This window comes from Mesorhizobium sp. M2A.F.Ca.ET.043.02.1.1 (assembly GCF_003952405.1).
Lineage (GTDB): Bacteria > Pseudomonadota > Alphaproteobacteria > Rhizobiales > Rhizobiaceae > Mesorhizobium.
This window is the reverse complement of record NZ_CP034445.1, coordinates 3,861,885-3,878,479: the sequence shown is the minus strand read 5'-3', so window position 1 is coordinate 3,878,479 and position 16,595 is coordinate 3,861,885. Positions and strand designations below refer to the sequence as shown.

The following is a 16,595-nucleotide window of genomic DNA, read 5'->3' as shown; positions in this document are numbered from 1 at the left end:
TCTTTGCGCGTCCTTTGCCATCATGCCGCCGCCGCAAAAGCCGAAGGCATGGCGGTGAGGCCGCGCAGCTTTTCGACGAAGGCCGCGCAGTCGCTGCGGTCGTAGCTCCAGGTCCGTGGATTGCGCGCCAACACCCGCGACTTCAGGGCGCGGTATCTGTCCTGATCCATTCGGCCGAGCATCGCCTCAAGACCTTCGGGCGTCGCCTCGGACAGAAGCACGCCGATGTCCTGCCCTTTGAGGAACCGGCCGGTTTCGGTGCCGGCCATCGAAATCGGCACGGCGCCGAAGCGGCAGCCCTCGTAGAGGCGGTTGGGAAGCAGCCATTCGGAATTCTGGCCGGCTTCGAAGAAATCGATTGCCCAGGAGAAGTGCACCTCCCCGTAAATGGCCGCCATGTCCTCCGGATTGCGGTAAGGGCCACCGAACGAAAGCCAGGGCTCGGCCTCGACGAAACCATGAAAATCCGGAAATTCGGACAGCGCCGGACGGCCTCTGAGCACGACCTCGAAACGCCCCGCCTGCCGGCGGGTGAAGTCGGCCACCAGCTCCAGCGAGCGGCGGCAGCGCAGCGCACCGAACCAGCCGATCCGCCAGGGCGGCGTCGCCGGGCCGTCGTCCTCGAAAGAATGCGCGGCGACAACGGATGCCGCCTCGAAATATTTGTTCTCGATCAGCTCGACAGGCGCGCCGATCTGCCCGAAGGGCTCGAAATAATTGGCGATGAAGGCCGGCGAACTGGTCACCAGAAGCTTCACGTCGCGGGCGAGATGACGCTCGGCGCCGCGCAATGTCCTGCCGACAAGATCGTCGCGCAGCACCAGGCGATGGATATCGAGGCATTCATAGACGATAGGCACGTTCGCCCCGAGAGCGGCATTGGCGCGGCGGGCAAGCGCCAGCATTTCGAGATTGCGCGCGATGATGAGATCGGGCCTGGGCATGACGCCCAGTTTCGCACCGATCGACATGGCTGCCTTGGCGACCGCCCCGAGGCGCTGCGCGAATCGGCCGTCGCGTGTCGCGCCGAGGTCGACAGGCCTGCTACCCTCGATCTCGGCGACCGGACTGGCGGTGCGACGGAAGCCCGCCAGGGTGACCCCGGCGCCTCCTGCCTTGAGCATTTGGACCCTGCGGCGCACTGCCGGGTCGGATACGTCATGCACAAGGTACAAGACATGCAGCATGAAACTCGACCGATGTTCGGCCCACCCATCGGGGATGCTAGTACAGCTTTTGCTGCATCGCAACAATTTTGGTGCGGCGTAGCGAAGCGCATTGCGCTTTTTGTTGCACTGCAAAAACCCTGAGCTTAAGTTATCCTCGGCAACGGTTGGCGACCGGTCGGTCGTCGGAAGGGTGGCGGCGAGCGCACAGGCACAGCGAATCGACATACCGGCATTTGGGCGACAAGGGGGCCGCCTTTTTCGGAAACCTGCCCAAGATGAGGAGATGCGATGAAGATCATCGTCGAGAACACGGTCTGCCTGAACACGGGAGACGCAGCGATCCTGCTGGCCATTCGCCACATTCTGAGGACTGTCGCCGGCGACGGCTTGCGCTTTTTCGTCTTCGACAGCCAGCCCGAGGTCGCCGCGAGGCTCTATCCAAAGAAGGATTACCCCGACCTGGAATTTCACAAGCTCCTGTCGGAGACCCTCTTCCGCTACCCTTCGGGAAGCGGTGTGAAAGATCGGCTCAAGCCGCACTACAACCGGCTGGTCCACAAGGTGCTGCGGAATTTCGGCTCTGACAGCCTTCTCGGCCGCGCTTTTTTCAAGGAGAGCGACCGCCGCGGCCTCGATATCTACCAGAACGCCGACCTCGTGGTCACGACTGGCGGCACCTATCTGGTTGAGAACTACAACCTTGAACGGCGACTGAACCAGTTCCGCCTGGATGCGGCCATCGGCAAGGATCCCGTATTCTTCACGCAGTCCCTCGGTCCGTTCAACAAACCTTACAATCGACACGAACTGAGCCCGATTTTCGATCGCAGTCCGCTCATCCTGCTGCGCGACGAGCGCTCCCGCCACCACATAGCGGACATGGTCAAGGAGCCGGGCAAATGTCACGTGGTGGCCGATGCCGTGTTTGCCCTTGCCGACACGGACGGCATCGGCAAGCGGCTCGCCTCGGCTCAGCCGCCTGCGCAGACCGGCCGCGTCGCGATTTCCGTCCGCCACTGGAACTACGTCAATGACGGCCAAGACGGGATGCGCCGCTATATCGATTCGGTACGCGAGATCGCGACCATCCTTGTCCGGGACCATGGCAAGCAGGTGACCTTTGTCTCCACCTGCCAGGGCGTTCCGGAATATGCCCATGACGATTCCAAGACAGCACGCAAGATCGTCGCCGAGCTCGATCCAGAAATTGCGAGGAATGTCAGCGTGGACGCTTCATTCCACACCCCCGAGCAACTGATGGCTCTGGTCAAGGGTTTCGACTTCGTCGTCGCGACCCGCATGCACATGATGATCATGTCGCTCTGCGTGGGAACGCCTGTGCTTCCGATCGCCTATGAGTTCAAGACCAAGGAAGTCGCCAAGAGGATCGGTGTTGCTGATCTGCTGCTCGATATCGACACTGTCACCCCGCCGGAGGCGGCCGAAAAGCTCGGCCGGTTCGTCGGCAAGCTTGAAGACTACCGCCGCACCATCCTCCAAGCCGTGCTCGAGGAACATGCTTCGGCGATGTCTGCCGCGGAGTTGCTGAAGCCTCTCATGGCCAAGGCATCAGCGCAGATTGCGCGCGATGTTGGCAAGCGTGGTGAGCAGTATCCTGCGCGGCTGGGGGAAGATCGCCATAAGGACGAAGGCAAGCCCGTAGTCGAGGCATAAAGCCAGGACGACGGCGAGAAGGTCCGACTGGCCGGTAAGGGACGCTGGCAGGCCGAGATAGGCAAGCCAGGCAAGCAGGGACGATGCAATGAAAAGGCCCTGCATGATCAGGAAGTCCCCTGCCGTCACCGGCCCGACGCGGTGGATCATGACCGCGAGCACCGGCACGCGCAGAACGTAGCCGCTGATCGCGTAGGCGGCCGCGACGCCGACGGCGCCCCAATGCAGGCCGACGACAAAAGAGGCCACGGTGGTGAGCGACGAGTAGGCGCCCCACTGGAACATGGCCTTTGTCTTGCCCTGGCAGATGAATATCCAGCCGGTGGTGCTCGATACGGATTGCATCAGGCTGGCGATGCCCAGCCACGCGAAGATTGGCGCCACGGCGGTCCAGCGCGGCCCGAAGAGAAGCGCGACCACCTGCTCGGAAGTCAATGTCAGCGCCGCGATGCCGGGCATGGTCACGGCCGCCAGCATCCAGTTGGTGCGCACGTACAGATCGCGGAACCGCACCTTGTCCTCGTGGATGCGGCTGAGCAACGGCACCATCACGCGCGTCAGCGGCTGGGTGATGTTTTGCAGCGGAAACAGGAGAAGTTTGTAGGCCCGGTCATAGTAGCCAAGCTCGATCGCTCCGGAATATTTCCCGATCAGGATGTTGTCGAGATTGCGTGAAAAGAAGTTGACGAGATTGAAGCCGGTCAGATTGGCGCCGAACGACAGGATCTCGCTCTCGACCCTGAAGTCCGGACGCGACGGCGTCCAGCGCACCACCAGCCATGCGGCGCCGAGCGCAACGACCGCCGCCACGGCCGGCCCCAGCACCAACGACCAGTATCCCATTCCCGCCCAGGCCGCGATGGCGGCAGCAACAAGACCGGCGGCCGCCGTTATGACATCGTTGAAGGCCAGCTGGCCGAACTGCAGGTGACGGTTCATCAAGGCGAGCGGGACGGCTGCGATGCTGCCGAGAAGCAACGGCAGCGCGGAGGCGACCGTGATGCCTAACATGCGCTGATCGCCGTAGAAGCCGGCAATGGCCGGGGCCAATGCCGCCACTACCACCGCGCTGCCCAATCCGACCAGCGCGCTTATCCAGAACACCTGATTGAGCTGCCTGTCGCTGATGTCCTTGCGCTGGACAAGAGCCTGCTGCAGCCCGAGATTTTGCAGAAGCCCGACAAAGGCGACGATCGGCCCGACCGACGCCACAAGGCCGAAATCTTCCGGCAGCAGCAGCCGGGCAAGGATGATGACCGAGAGGAACTGGATCACCATCTTGAAACCCTGGGCACCGGCAGTGACCAGCCCGCCGCGCAGGGCGACGCGTCCGAACTGCGGCAGGGGCGGGTTAGCGTTCATCAGTGTGCTCTCGTTCCAGCCAGTTCAATCGCAATCCGTGCGAACCGCTGGTTCAGCACGTCGGCATTGAAGTCTGTTTCTATCTTGCGCCGCGCGGCGATCGCGATCGGCTCGCACAGGACCGGGTTGTCGGCGACCCAGACGAGTTTGGCGGCCAACGCCGCAACGTCCCGTTCCGGCGCGAGGAAGCCGGTTTTCCCGTCCTCGATCAGTTCGGGTATCCCTGAATGGTAGGTGCTGACCACCGTCAGTCCGGCAGCCATCGCCTCCATCAGGGCGACCGGGATGCCTTCGAGGTCGCCGTTGTGGGCGCTTACGCTGGGCAGCACGAAGACATGCGCGTCCCGCAAGCGCTGCTTGACCTCCGCATGCGGCCTGGGGCCGAGGAAATCGACGCGCCCGGCGATGCCGAGCTCGGCGGCCAGTCGTTTCAATTGCTCCAGCAATTCGCCGGCGCCGATCACCGAATAGTTCCAGTCATCACGCGGCAGCCTGGCCAGCGCGCGAAGCGCATATTCAACGCCTTTTTTTTCGGTCAGACGACAGACCGAAATGAACGACAGCGTCTCATTCTTCCAGGATCGCCACCGGTATTCTATCTCGCCGGGTCGAACGCCCATATGGTGCACGACGACCTCGCCCGGCGGGGCGCCGACCTCGATAAGGGCATCGCGAAAGAAGGCATTCACCGGCATCTGGAGGACGCCGTTCTCGAACACCGTCCTGTAGCGCGCCAGCGTGTTGTCATGCATCGGGCCGCCGACGTCGTTGCCGTGGAAGACGGTCACCAGCGGCGCGGAAATCCGCCCACGCTTGATGACACGCGCCACCCGCAAGCCGTTCGTGCCGAAATGCGCGACGATGACATCAGCCTTGTGCAATTTGCGCGCGTACAGGAGGTCGATGGCGGTCGAGAGCTTGTCCCAAGACTTGCCTGACCATTTCCTCAGCAAGGGTCGATAACGGCCGAGCCAGCCCCACCAGCACACGACTTTGCCGGGCAGACCCTTCCAGCGCCGATCGTCGACATTGACGTCCTTGCCGAAGGTCGTCTCGTTGCAGACGACCCCGACTTCCATGCCGCGCTCGAGGCAGCCTGCTATCTGGTCAAGGACAAAGGTCTCCGACAGGGAGGGGAACTTGTCGACGACGAAGCATATCCTCATTCTCGGCCCGCGCCCACGCCGGGATTCATCGGGCAGCCCGCCCACAACCAGGCCTGAACAAGGCAACCGGCCTTGCCCGCGGACTTCGGCGCGGCGTCTTCAGCCGTCAGGAAAAGTCGCACGACAGGGGCAACTGGATGGGAATCGTACTTGAGGCACACGACATGCAGCATTCATTCGACCGCTGTTGGCCCACCCGATGGGGATGGTAGTATAGGAATTGCTGCACTGCAACATTTCTGATGCAGCGCATTTGACTTTTCGTCCCGCGCCCGCGTTGGCACGAATTGTTGCATGCGACATAAACCGTTGCGAAGTGCCGGTTTCGCCTCGTGTCGCGGCAGTCCCGCTCAGGAGGCCTTGCGAAGGGACTGTCCTTCGACAGCACGATTCAGAACGTCCATGAACGTCGCGAACTGGTTGTCGGGGTTCATCTGCGGCCGCTCCGCAAACAGGCGAGCCGCCGCGGACATCCTGTCGTAATCGGCCTTGTCGGTCCATAGCCGCCGGATGGCAGCCACCCAGTCGGCGAGCGGAGCATCGTAATCCAGTATCACGCCGCCGTTGCCGATCGCTTCCGGGAGACCGCCGCGCCGGGATCCGACAACGGGAATGCCGCTGCAATGCGCCTCCGACGCGACCCTGCCCCAGGCTTCTTCCCATTTGCTGGGAGCAAGCAGGATCTTCGTGCGGCCGTAGACCGTCTTCATGTCGCTGGTACGGCTCTCGAGGACGGCATTGCCGAGCGAAGCAAGCGTCCGCTCGATCTCGGCCCGGTGATCGTCGTCGAGCATCCAGCTCTCAACGAACAGGAACGGGATTTCCGCGCATTCGCGGGCAATTTGGACGGCCAGTTCGAAACCCTTCTCGTTGTAAGGATTGATCATCGTCACGAACTCGCCGGTCGTCGGCGTGCTGTAGAAGGCAGGATTGATCGTGGGTGGAATCACCGTGGATTCAATGCCGAACTTCTCCTTGTAGGCACGAGCGGTGAATTCCGAATTGGCGATGTAGAGCGCGGACTCCAATTCGCGCGGGTCGCCGGCCAGTTCATCGAACTCGACGTTGCGCAGGTAAACGACCAGGGGCACGCCGAGGGCCTGCAATTCCTTGCCGATCGGCACGGATTTGTGACACTGGACGACCGCGACGTCGGACCGCAATCGCTCGATCGCGAAGCCCGCCGCCTCCCACGGGAACCATGCCCGCACGACGGGATAGCCTGGGAACGTATCGATGACGGCGCGCTGGCGGAGCAGCTTCATCTTGGCGCGCGCCTTGAAGCCGAAAAAGCCGTCGCCGAACAAAGCGGCAAGCACCGAGGCCTCGTGGCCATGCTCGCGCAACTGCTCGACCAGATGATGCGTGCTCGACTGAACGCCACCGCTAAATTGCGGCGTGTAGCCGCTGCCGCCCGCAAACAGAACTTTCATAGTCTAGGCTCCTTGCTGTGCCCGCGCGGGCATCGTCATGCCGCCATCCTGCCGATCGAGAAATACTCGATGCCGTAGCGCGCGATCACCTTCGGATCGTAGAGGTTGCGGCCATCGAAGATGACCGGCGTGGTCAGCGAATCCTTGAGCGCGTCGAAGGACGGCGCGCGGAAGCTCTTCCATTCAGTGCAAATCAAAAGCGCGTCGGCGCCGCGCAGCGCCGCCTCCTTGGTGCCGCAGAGCAGCAGGTCCTCGCGCAGGCCGTAGATGGCCTGGCACTCCTGCATCGCCTCCGGATCATAGGCCTGCACCTTGGCGCCGGCCGCCCACAGCGCTTCCATCAGCGTGCGCGACGGCGCCTCGCGCATGTCGTCGGTGTTGGGCTTGAAGGCCAGCCCCCAGACGGCGAACGTCTTGCCCCTGAGCGCGCCTTTGAAATAGTGGTTGACCTTGTCGAACAGCACCGACTTTTGCGCATTGTTGCGCTCCTCGACGGCGCGCAGCAGCTTGGCGTCGAACTTGACGCCCTCGGCGGTCTTGATCAGCGCGCGCACGTCCTTCGGGAAGCACGAACCGCCATAGCCGAGGCCGGGATAGATGAAGTGGTAGCCGATGCGCGGATCCGAGCCGATGCCCTTGCGCACCTCCTCGATGTCGGCCCCCAGCTGTTCGGCAAGATTGGCCATCTCGTTCATGAAGCTGATCTTGGTCGCCAGCATGCAGTTGGCGGCGTATTTGGTGAATTCGGCGCTACGCACGTCCATCACGATCATCTTCTCGTGGTTGCGGTTGAACGGCGCATAGAGCTCGCGCATCACCATCTCGGTATCCTCGCTGGACGTGCCGACGATGATGCGGTCCGGCTTCATGCAATCAGCGACCGCCGAGCCTTCCTTGAGGAATTCGGGGTTCGAGGCGACGTCGAAGGCGAGGTCCTCGCGGCCGCGCTTCTTCAGCGTTTCGGCGATCCTGGCCTTCACCTTTTCGCAAGTGCCGACCGGCACCGTCGACTTGCCGACGACAATCTTAGCGCTGTCCATCTCACGGCCGATGGTCTCGGCGACGGACAGCACATATTTCAGATCGGCCGAGCCGTCCTCACCGGGCGGCGTGCCGACCGCGATCATCTGGATCCGGCCATGCCTGACCGCCGCTGCCGCATCCGTGGTGAAGCGGATGCGGCCGGCCGCGTGGTTTTCCTTGACGAGGCTTTCGAGGCCCGGTTCGAAAATCGGGATCAAGCCCTGGTTGAGCCGCTCCACCTTCTTCTCGTCGATATCGACGCACACCACTTCATGGCCGACCTCGGCCAGCACAGCCGCCTGGACGAGACCGACATAGCCAATCCCAAACACCGTCAAATTCATTTGGTTCTATTCCTGTCAAAGGCCGGGCCACAAAGCGGCCCGGCTGGTTCAGATGTTCCCAGGCCCAACGGCCTGGCTGGTTCGCATGATCTTACCCGAAAACCGGTTCCCACTTTTGGGGATCATGATTGGTTATTTCCGCATGATCCCCGAAACCGGGTGCCACTTTCGGGGATCATGCTCAGTTGCTGTTACTTATGCTGCATGCCAGCGATTCCGGAAACTGGCATGGCTGGCCCAAAGCGGTGAACGCGACGCGCTTGACCTGCATGGTGACCTTGCTGCCCGGGTCGACGAAGGCGCCCATCCAATTGGTCAGCTTGTCGCTGCCCCAGAGGCTGAAGAAGATTTTCTGCGAGTGGGTAGGCAGCTCGTTCGGGTTGGTCACCTCATGGACAAGCTTGCCGTTGACGTACCAGCGCAGCCTGTCCTTCTCCCAGACGAAGCCGTAGTCGTTGAAGCCCTTGTCGGCGCCGCCCGCGACGTCGACCAGCTTGGCGTTCTTCGGCTTGCCCTGGATGTAGCTGTTGACCTGCACTTTCGACGGGTCCTTGGTGAGGACCTCGAAGTCGATCTCGTCCCAGGGCTGTTTGTCCTGCGGGCCGATATAGGAGAAGAAGGCGGCGTTGAGCCCGGAGCCGGTGCCGGTCTTCATCCGCGCCTCGTAGACGCCGTAGCCGTAGCGCTGCTTGGTCTGGATCTCGGCGCAGGCGAACTCGCGGTCCTTCAGCTTGCGCTTTTCGAAGCTCAGCGACAGCACGCCATCGGAAAGCCGCACGAGATCCTTCGACCAGGTGCAGTTCTGATGGGCGCCATTGGTCCAGCCGTCCGAGACGAACCAGCGGGACTGACTGAAATTGGAGAAATTGTCGACGAAGGACGGCGCGCTTTTCAGCTCTGGTTGGGTCCCTTGCGCATGCGCGGGATGCAGGGTCGCCACGACTGCAAACAGGACGCTGGCCGCGCCGAACCGCAGGCCGGCTAATCCACTCCCCGGCGCATGCGACATCTCGCAAGCCGCCACGGTGGAGGGGTTGTTGGGATCTGCATTCATAACAAACTCACCTTGTGTTGTTCCGCCCCAACCCAAAGTCATTCTTGGCTCGAGCGAGCGAGCCGCCTCTGATCCTGCGCCCTTTTGAACTCCTCTAGTGCCTCGTACCGATGACGGCGCTTGCGGCCGCCGTCAGCCTCTTGCCGCGGACTGCGAAGCAGACCGATCGGCGCCATCCTCGACAATCGCGTCGAGCGAACGGCGCAGTTCCTTCACCAGGCCTTTCTGGCGAGCGAGCTCCGCAATGCGCCGCTCGCAGTTCAGGATCGAGTTGGTCATCGCGCTGACATCCGATCCCTTGCTCGCCGATGCCGAACCATTCTCCATCGCCTCGACCAGGAAGGCCGCGTTGGCTGCCGTCGATCTGTAGCGATTCTCCAAACCCGTTTTCTCCGTCTCGATCTCGGCCGCGATCTGATCGAACAGCTTCGCAAGCCGGTCGAAACGCTGGAGATCGGTCTGCCGGTCGCGAGCCGGATCCCGGGATCTGAAGCCAAAAATCGAAGCCATCTTGCCGGCCTTTCGAAATTGCTGCATTGCAGCATAGACTGCCACCCCCGCGGCGACTAGGCAACATCATAGTTTTGCGAATGCGGATTTTTTGAGGGCTGCGGCTTCCGGGGCGATACGGAATCACTCGTTTGCGGCGCTGCTTGCCGCCATCAGGAAGCGCATCGGCGGAACTTGCTGCCTTGGAGCAATGCCGGTGCGGCGGAACAGCGCGTCGAGCTTGTCGGTGGCGACGCCGCGAACGATCGGGAACAGATTCGACTGGCTGGCGAAGGCGTAAGCCGCGGCCGACGCCAGGCCACGCTCGGCTTTCACGTCGAGGAAGTTGCGCAGCCGGTATTTGTCGCGGACATGACGCTCATGGCGCCGCAACGCCGCTTTCGAGCGCTCGGGAAGATTGTCGATCTGAAGCAATGCCAGATCGGCATCGGCAAGGCGCTTCAGATCCTGCGTCCTGTGGCGGCCGCTCAGCGAATCGGCGCGCACGATCGCGCCATAGCCGCAGGACTTGATAATCTTGAAGCGCGCCCCGCGGGCGACTGCGCGCGCATAGAGCTCGTAGTCTTCGCCAAGACGCAGGTTTTCATCGTAAGTCAGCCCGTGCCGTTCGAGGAAGGCCCGGCTGATCACCGGCTTGAGGAAGCCGAGCTCGCCACGCAGGACGCGGCGCCGCGAGATGTTGCCGTCGATGAAGCGCTCGAAATCGAGGAATTCCGGGTCGGCGGCGAAAGGCGGCGCGGCGACCCTGGCGAGGTCGGGCGCGGCGTCGTCGCGGATCAGCATGATGTTGTCGGCGGCGAAATCCCAGTCGGCGGCGGCGAAAAGCCGGCGAAAGCGGCCTTCGAGGAAGAAATCGTCGGCGTCGAGGATGCTGATGAAGGGCGATCTGGAGGCCTGGATGGCGATGTTGCGCGCGGAGGAAGGACCGCGATTGACGTCGAGGCGGATGACGGCAAGCCGGCCGCTGCCGTCGTCGGCGGCCAAGGCCACATCGCGGGTGTTGTCGGTGGAAGCGTCGTCGACCACGACGACTTCGGCGACTTCCGTCTCGCGCAGCGCCGAGGCGATGGCGACGGGAATCGTCCGCGCCGCGTTGCGCGCGGCGATGATGACGCAAACCGCCGGGCTCGTCACTGGCGTCGTCAGGGGCATGGGTTCACCTTTCGCTTGCATGGGTGGCTGTCCCGCCCGTGATCTTGATCGTGCCGCCCGGCGCCCGCGCGACGGCGGCCGGCCGCTCGAAGATGCGCCGGCTGAGGTCGGCGGAGGCGGCCCAGCCGGCCTCCGCCAGATAACGGACGGGCTCGTGGCCGCACAGTTCCCACAGCACATGGCGGCGCTGCGGCCAGCGCAGCGAGGCAAGCCAGGGCGCGATCACCATGTGGAAGAGGTCGGCATTGCCGATGCGCGCCAGGATGCGAGCGGCGCGATCCGACAGCAGCGTGCAGCTGGCGCCAAGCAGCACGTCGGCGGCGCGCAGCCCGAGAAGCAGCGTGTCCGCAAGGCCCTGCTCGGCGGCGTGATCGAGCACCATCTGCTGCTCGGCCTCACTCAGCCGGCTGGCGCTGGCCCGGACATCGCAGACATAGCCGGCGCAAGGCTCGCGGTTGAAAAAGGCCTTGGCGACGCTGATCGACGACAAAAGCAAGGTGTCGGCCGCCGAGATGATCGGCATGGCCGCGCCGGCCACTTCGACCTCGCGCTTGCGGCGCAGGAAGCCGTCTATGTCGCGCGGGCTCGGCGAACCCGGCTGCTGCAGCCGATGATGGAGGTCGACCGTCGACGCTCTCGCGCCGTCCTCGCGGACCATGTGCTGCTCGCCGAGGAAGCGCACCCACCAGACCGAGCGCGACTTGCCGGCAACCTCATAGCCGATGGTCCGCAACGCCGCGCGCGCCTCGGCGAAGCTCGCCGGCGAAACCAGTATGTCGACATCGCCGGAAGGCTTCATGAAGTGATCGCCATAGAGCCTGTGTTGCTGGAGCGGTCCCTTGAGGAAGACGAAATCGATCCGCCTGTCGCGAAGCACGCGATCGATGGCCACCGAATCGCCGATGCAGGCGGCGTTCATCGACATGGTGCGCCGCCGATAGCCGTCGAGCCAGCCGGGCAAACCGGGAGGCGCCGCGCCGGCAGGAGCACGCGCGAGCGCCTTGAGCATGAACACGCCGACCTTGTTCAGCCTTGCGATGTCGGCGACATGAGCCGCCGAGATTGCCGGCGCAGGCATATCCGCCTGAGCGTCGGCGGCGTCGACGCCGGGGGCGAAAAACAGCCTCAGGCAGGCCTGCACAAAGGCGACTTCGTCGGCACAGCCAGCGGCGCGCAGCCTTTCATACGAGCCATCCTGCATCGCCATGCCCGATGTCGCTCTCCGCAAAAAAGCCGCCCGCGCGATCTATACCGCACTTGCGAAGAAAACCACCGGAAAAATTAGCACCACCGTCCAAGAGGCGGCTAAAGCAGGTTCAACTCCACAACCCAAGCGTTTAAAATCGCACACACTTAATCACTTTTGAAGACAAGCCTCCGGGACGATGCTGCGTGCCGAAAAGCGATGGCTTTTTGCAGCAATCCCTTCACGTCCGCGGGACGGATTTATCGCTCAAAAAATTGCTATAAATAAAATCAATTACTTATATGATCGGCGAGAACGCGCGGTTGAATTCCCGGGCAGTCAAGGACTACGATGACAATGTTCGCGGCTTCATCACCAAGGAAGGCAGGCGCAACCGAGAATTGATTAATGCTTGGTAAATCACGCTTGACTCATGAATGTTGCCATGCAGCAATCGCATCGCAGCATAGCTATATGCTGGCGGCATTCTGCGGCCGCTTCCAGTCCTTAATTGGAGAGTAAAATGGAACAGAATGTTGAGAAGCATGAGTACGAGCCCCCCAGCTTGACGGTTCATGGTTCGATTGAAACCATCACGCAGGGTGGCGCTGGCTCGACGGCGCTCGACGTGAGCTTTCCCGCACACACGCCGGTCGGCGAGCTGACTTTCTCGTAAGCTTGCAGGCTACCCGGGAGTCTAAGTTGGGGCTCCGGATACTACCAACAGGCGAGCCGGGGGGGCCTTGTCCCCCGGCTTCCTCCCCAGGATCGCAGGCAACCGATCCCGGCCAAGGTCCAAGGGCGCGGCGGGCCAGCAACGAGGTTTTAGCATGCACTGGAACCCTTCGGACCATGACCGCGTGGTCGCGACCGGCGAGGCGGTGGCTTGTGAATTCGGCGCCGGATTGGCGCTGCTCCACCTCAAATCCAATGTCTATTACAGCCTGAACAGCGTCGGCGCTTTCATTTGGGAGCAGATCCAGGAGCCGCGATCGGTCCTCGATATCCGCGGCGCCGTGCTTGCGCGCTACAATGTCGATGCCGAGCGCTGCAAGGCCGATGTCGAAGGCTTGCTGAAGGGGCTGACCGAAGCAGGGCTTGCGAGGCTCCACAGTGAGGAACTGGTCTAAAGCATGCCTCCCGAAAGCGGGGACCGGTTTCGGGATAAAGACATGCGTCAAATCAAAGACCTAAAGCGCATGGAGCGAATCCGAAGGATCGCGACGCGCTTTAGGATCCGGTCGCTGAGCGGCCGGGAGATGCTGTTTCTGGCGCGGTGCCTGGCGGTGGTGAGCGGCGTGCGGCTCGCGCTGACGCTTTCCTCCTACAACCACGTCCGCGGCCTGGTCACGCGGCTTGATGCGAGGCGCGACGCCGGCATCGCCGACCTGCGGCGCGTCGCCTGGGGCGTTGCCGCCGCCGCGCGGCTGGTGCCGGGCGCCAGTTGCCTCACCCAGGCGCTGGCCGGGCAATATCTGCTTGCTTGCCAGGGCAACGCCTCGAAGATCAGCATCGGCATCGAAAGGGGGACAGGCAGCGAACTCAGGGCGCATGCCTGGTTGATGAGCGGCAATCACATCGTGCTTGGCGGCTCGATCAACGGATTTACCCACCTTGTCGACCATGGGTCGTGACCGATGAGCGGCGTGGCCGGCATCCTGCATATCGGCAACGGCAGGCCCGCCGCGGCCAGCGACATCCAGCAGATGCTTTCGCGCATGCGCCATCGTGCCCGCGACGGCAGCTCATGGCGGACGGAGGGCAGCGTGGCGCTCGGCCACGCCTGGCTCGACACGACCAGCGAGGACGGGCCCGGTCCCCTGGCGATGGCCGGCGGCAAACTCGCCATCACCGCCGATTGCCGGCTGGACAATCGCGACGAGCTTTTGGCGCGGCTGGGCCTGCGCGACCGGTCGATTGCCGACGCGATGCTCATCATGCGCGCTTACCTGAAATGGGGCGAGGCCTGTCCGACCTACCTGCAAGGCGACTTCGCCTTCGCGATATGGGACCGCGATCGTCAGGCCCTGTTTTGCGCGCGCGACCATTTCGGCGTCAAACCCTTCTACTATCATTCGACCGCAAGGCGCTTTGCTTTCGCCTCGGAGATCGGGCCGATCCTGGCGCTGGACGGCGTCGGCAGGCGCCTCAGCGAGCACCAGATTTCCGGTTTTCTCGCCGGCCTGCCGGACGATCCGCAGGCCACGCCCTACGCCGAAATCTTCCGCTTGCCGGCGCGACACAGCATGATGGTGGCGGGCCACGGGATTGCGCTGCGGCGCTACTGGCAGATCGAGCCGTCACAGCGGCCGCCACGCGCTGACGCGGCCGAAGAATTCAGGCATCTCTTCGCGCAGTCGGTGGAGAACCGGATGCGTGGCACGTCGGCTGTCGGCGCCATGCTGAGCGGCGGCCTCGATTCATCCTCGATCACATGCCTTGCAAGCCTCAGGGCAGCGGCGACAGGCAACCCGAAGCTCAAGACCTTCTCGCTGGTGTTCGACAAGGGCTCCTCCATGGACGAGAAGCCGTTCATCGATGCGGTGCTCGACGACAATCCGCTCGACGCCACGCTGATTGCCGTCGGCAACTACGCACCCTTCGCCGAGTTCGAGCGCATCCTGGAGGAGCAGGAAGGCACGTTCCTGGCGCCCGGCCTGTCCTTGACGCGCGACCTTTACCGGACGGCGGGCGCAAAGGGCGTCAAGGTGCTGCTCGACGGACACGGCGGCGACGAGGTCGTCTCGCAGGGCCACGGACACCTTCACGAGCTCGCCAATGCCGGCAGATGGCTGGAGCTTTGGCGCGAGTTGCGCAGCGCGGCCAACACCTATGGCGACGGCATGCTTCCGCTCTATTTCAAGTTCCTGACCATCTATGGGCCGGCCTGGCGAATCGCCAGGATGAGGGCGGCGGCCAAACGCCTTGTCCGCAAGGTGCGGCGCGGGCCGGCGCAGGCGCCACGCGCCGCCTGGGCGGGTCTGGTCAATCCGGGTCTTGCCGGGCGCACCGATCTTACCGAGCGCTTTCATCGCAGCGGCTACATGCCCGCCGCCGTCAGCGCCAGCGAAGCGCTGACGCATCGCTGGCTTCTGTCGACCGGGCTGGTGCCGCACGCTTTCGAAGTGCTCGACAAGGCCGCCGCCAATTTCGGCGTCGAGCCGCGCTATCCGTTCTGGGACAAGCCGCTCGTCGAATTCTGCCTGGCGCTGCCCGGCGAGGAAAAGCTCAAGGACGGTTTTGGCCGCCATGTGCTGCGCCGGGCCATGCAAGGCGTTCTGCCGCCGGCCGTGCAATGGCGGCGCGACAAGATCGATTTCACCACCAACCTGGTCAATGGCATGCTCGGCAATCACCGCGAGCTTCTGGACAGGCTGCTTATATCGGACAGCGAGCGGATCGCACCCTATGTGAACCTGCCTGCAGTGGCCGCGGTCTATGACCGGATGCTGCGCCAGCCCGAGCAGGCGACCCTGCCGGACGTCCAGCATGTCTGGCGCGCGGTTTCGCTGTCGCTGTGGCTGCGGCAAGTTGAGGGAAACCCCGCATGAACCTTCCGATCGCTTCCCTTGCGCGATCCGAGCCGCAAACGGCGGCGGCGAGCGGACGTGTCCGCCGTTTCTACAAGGCCTACGGGCTGGTGATCGGCTCCGAAGTGGCCTTGCCTGAGCTGGAGCCGACGCGCCCGGCGACACCGGATCTGGAGATCGCGGTGGGGCGGGTCGATTTTCCCGGCGCGGCGTCCCAGCGTGCCACCGCCTTCCGTTTTGAGCCGACGCGCCAGTATCTTTCCTGGCAGGCGGTCGGCACGTTCTTGATCAGCGGCGTCAACCGCATCTATGTCGATCCGGCACCAGGGGTCGACGATCCGCTGCTCGCCTTTCCGCTGCTCGGGCCGGTGATGGCGCTCGCCCTGCATCAGCGCGGGCTGCTCGTCCTGCATGCCAGCGCCATTGAAGTCGACGGCAAAAGCGTGATCTTCATGGGCGACAAGGGCGCCGGCAAATCGACCACGGCAGGCGCGATGATCCGCGCCGGCCATCGACTGCTCACCGACGATGTCGTGGCGCTGGATTTGTCCGACCCGGACTGGCCGATGATCCTGCCCGGATTCCCGCAGCTCAAGCTTGCGGCGGACGCGGCCGGCGCCATTCGCCTCGAGCAGGCGGAGGTGCGCCCGCAGGTGCATCCGCAGATCGACAAGGCGCAGCATCGGCTGCGTGACGGATTTGCGGCCGAAGCGGTGCCGGTGTCGCGCATCTATGTGCTCGAGCGGGGCGTGCGGGCGGCTATCTCCCCCCTGTCCGGCGCAGCCGCGCTGCCGGCGATCATCAAATTCTCCTATATCACGCGGTTCGGCCGGCAGGCGCTGCCGGGCGATTTCGCCGCCCTGCATCTGCGCCAGTGCGCGCAGATCGCCGGGCGGGTCGGCGTCAGCCGGCTGGAAGTGCCGGCCGGACTCGACCGGATCGACGAAGCGGTCGCCGCGATCGATACCGACCTGGCGTCCGGGACAAGGTGA

General features: G+C 63.6%; 16 protein-coding genes. 7 read left to right on the top strand and 9 right to left on the bottom strand.

Annotated features, from left to right (window positions below):
- Positions 1-20: 20 nt before the first annotated feature.
- On the bottom strand, positions 21-1,187 hold the full coding sequence (locus EJ068_RS18580) for a glycosyl transferase family 1 (protein WP_127249365.1): 1,167 nt from the start codon (positions 1,185-1,187) through the stop codon (positions 21-23).
- Positions 1,188-1,457: 270 nt separating this feature from the next.
- Here EJ068_RS18580 and EJ068_RS18575 point away from each other — a divergent pair, with 270 nt between their 5' ends.
- A complete protein-coding gene (locus EJ068_RS18575) occupies positions 1,458-2,843 on the top strand; it encodes a polysaccharide pyruvyl transferase family protein (protein ID WP_127249364.1) in 1,386 nt (461 codons plus the stop codon).
- Here EJ068_RS18575 and EJ068_RS18570 read toward each other — a convergent pair.
- From EJ068_RS18570 to EJ068_RS18535, 8 genes are all read right to left on the bottom strand, one after another.
- Positions 2,739-4,205, bottom strand: coding sequence for a lipopolysaccharide biosynthesis protein (locus EJ068_RS18570; RefSeq protein WP_126079792.1), 1,467 nt, complete (start codon positions 4,203-4,205; stop codon positions 2,739-2,741). The genes EJ068_RS18575 and EJ068_RS18570 overlap by 105 nt on opposite strands.
- The gene (locus EJ068_RS18565; protein ID WP_127249363.1) at positions 4,205-5,371 is read right to left on the bottom strand and encodes a glycosyltransferase; all 1,167 of its coding nucleotides are present in this window, start codon (positions 5,369-5,371) and stop codon (positions 4,205-4,207) included. Before EJ068_RS18565 ends, EJ068_RS18570 begins: the two co-directional genes overlap by 1 nt.
- A gap of 350 nt (positions 5,372-5,721) precedes the next feature.
- The gene (locus tag EJ068_RS18560; RefSeq protein ID WP_126079794.1) at positions 5,722-6,804 is read right to left on the bottom strand and encodes a glycosyltransferase; all 1,083 of its coding nucleotides are present in this window, start codon (positions 6,802-6,804) and stop codon (positions 5,722-5,724) included.
- A 35-nt stretch (positions 6,805-6,839) separates the two neighbouring features.
- Positions 6,840-8,171 carry a UDP-glucose/GDP-mannose dehydrogenase family protein gene (locus EJ068_RS18555; RefSeq protein ID WP_127249362.1) on the bottom strand — a complete coding sequence of 444 codons (1,332 nt, stop codon included), beginning with the start codon at positions 8,169-8,171 and terminating at the stop codon, positions 6,840-6,842.
- Positions 8,172-8,352: 181 nt separating this feature from the next.
- Positions 8,353-9,180 (bottom strand): family 16 glycosylhydrolase, encoded by an 828-nt coding sequence (locus EJ068_RS18550; protein WP_145964954.1) that lies wholly within the window; start codon positions 9,178-9,180, stop codon positions 8,353-8,355.
- Positions 9,181-9,357: 177 nt separating this feature from the next.
- Positions 9,358-9,735: a hypothetical protein gene (locus EJ068_RS18545; RefSeq protein ID WP_095817674.1), complete on the bottom strand. Its 378-nt coding sequence runs from the start codon at positions 9,733-9,735 to the stop codon at positions 9,358-9,360.
- A gap of 123 nt (positions 9,736-9,858) precedes the next feature.
- Complete coding sequence (locus EJ068_RS18540) at positions 9,859-10,887, bottom strand: glycosyltransferase family 2 protein (protein ID WP_126079796.1); 1,029 nt, start codon at positions 10,885-10,887, stop codon at positions 9,859-9,861.
- A gap of 4 nt (positions 10,888-10,891) precedes the next feature.
- Entirely contained in the window at positions 10,892-12,094 is a 1,203-nt protein-coding gene (locus EJ068_RS18535; protein ID WP_127249360.1) for a nucleotidyltransferase family protein, read from the bottom strand.
- Between EJ068_RS18535 and EJ068_RS32695 the strand changes: the two genes are divergently transcribed.
- From EJ068_RS32695 to EJ068_RS18510, 6 genes are all read left to right on the top strand, one after another.
- Positions 12,093-12,254: a hypothetical protein gene (locus EJ068_RS32695; protein WP_189342639.1), complete on the top strand. Its 162-nt coding sequence runs from the start codon at positions 12,093-12,095 to the stop codon at positions 12,252-12,254. The two genes, EJ068_RS18535 and EJ068_RS32695, sit on opposite strands and share 2 nt — an antisense overlap.
- 342 nt (positions 12,255-12,596) lie before the next feature.
- Complete coding sequence (locus EJ068_RS18530) at positions 12,597-12,749, top strand: lasso RiPP family leader peptide-containing protein (RefSeq protein ID WP_127249359.1); 153 nt, start codon at positions 12,597-12,599, stop codon at positions 12,747-12,749.
- Between the two features lie 154 nt (positions 12,750-12,903).
- Positions 12,904-13,203 carry a PqqD family protein gene (locus EJ068_RS18525; protein ID WP_095817672.1) on the top strand — a complete coding sequence of 100 codons (300 nt, stop codon included), beginning with the start codon at positions 12,904-12,906 and terminating at the stop codon, positions 13,201-13,203.
- A 42-nt stretch (positions 13,204-13,245) separates the two neighbouring features.
- Entirely contained in the window at positions 13,246-13,707 is a 462-nt protein-coding gene (locus tag EJ068_RS18520; RefSeq protein WP_245463147.1) for a lasso peptide biosynthesis B2 protein, read from the top strand.
- Positions 13,708-13,710: 3 nt separating this feature from the next.
- On the top strand, positions 13,711-15,624 hold the full coding sequence (locus EJ068_RS18515; protein ID WP_127249357.1) for a lasso peptide isopeptide bond-forming cyclase: 1,914 nt from the start codon (positions 13,711-13,713) through the stop codon (positions 15,622-15,624).
- Positions 15,621-16,595, top strand: coding sequence for a serine kinase (locus EJ068_RS18510; RefSeq protein WP_127249356.1), 975 nt, complete (start codon positions 15,621-15,623; stop codon positions 16,593-16,595). The genes EJ068_RS18515 and EJ068_RS18510 overlap by 4 nt, the downstream gene beginning before the upstream one ends.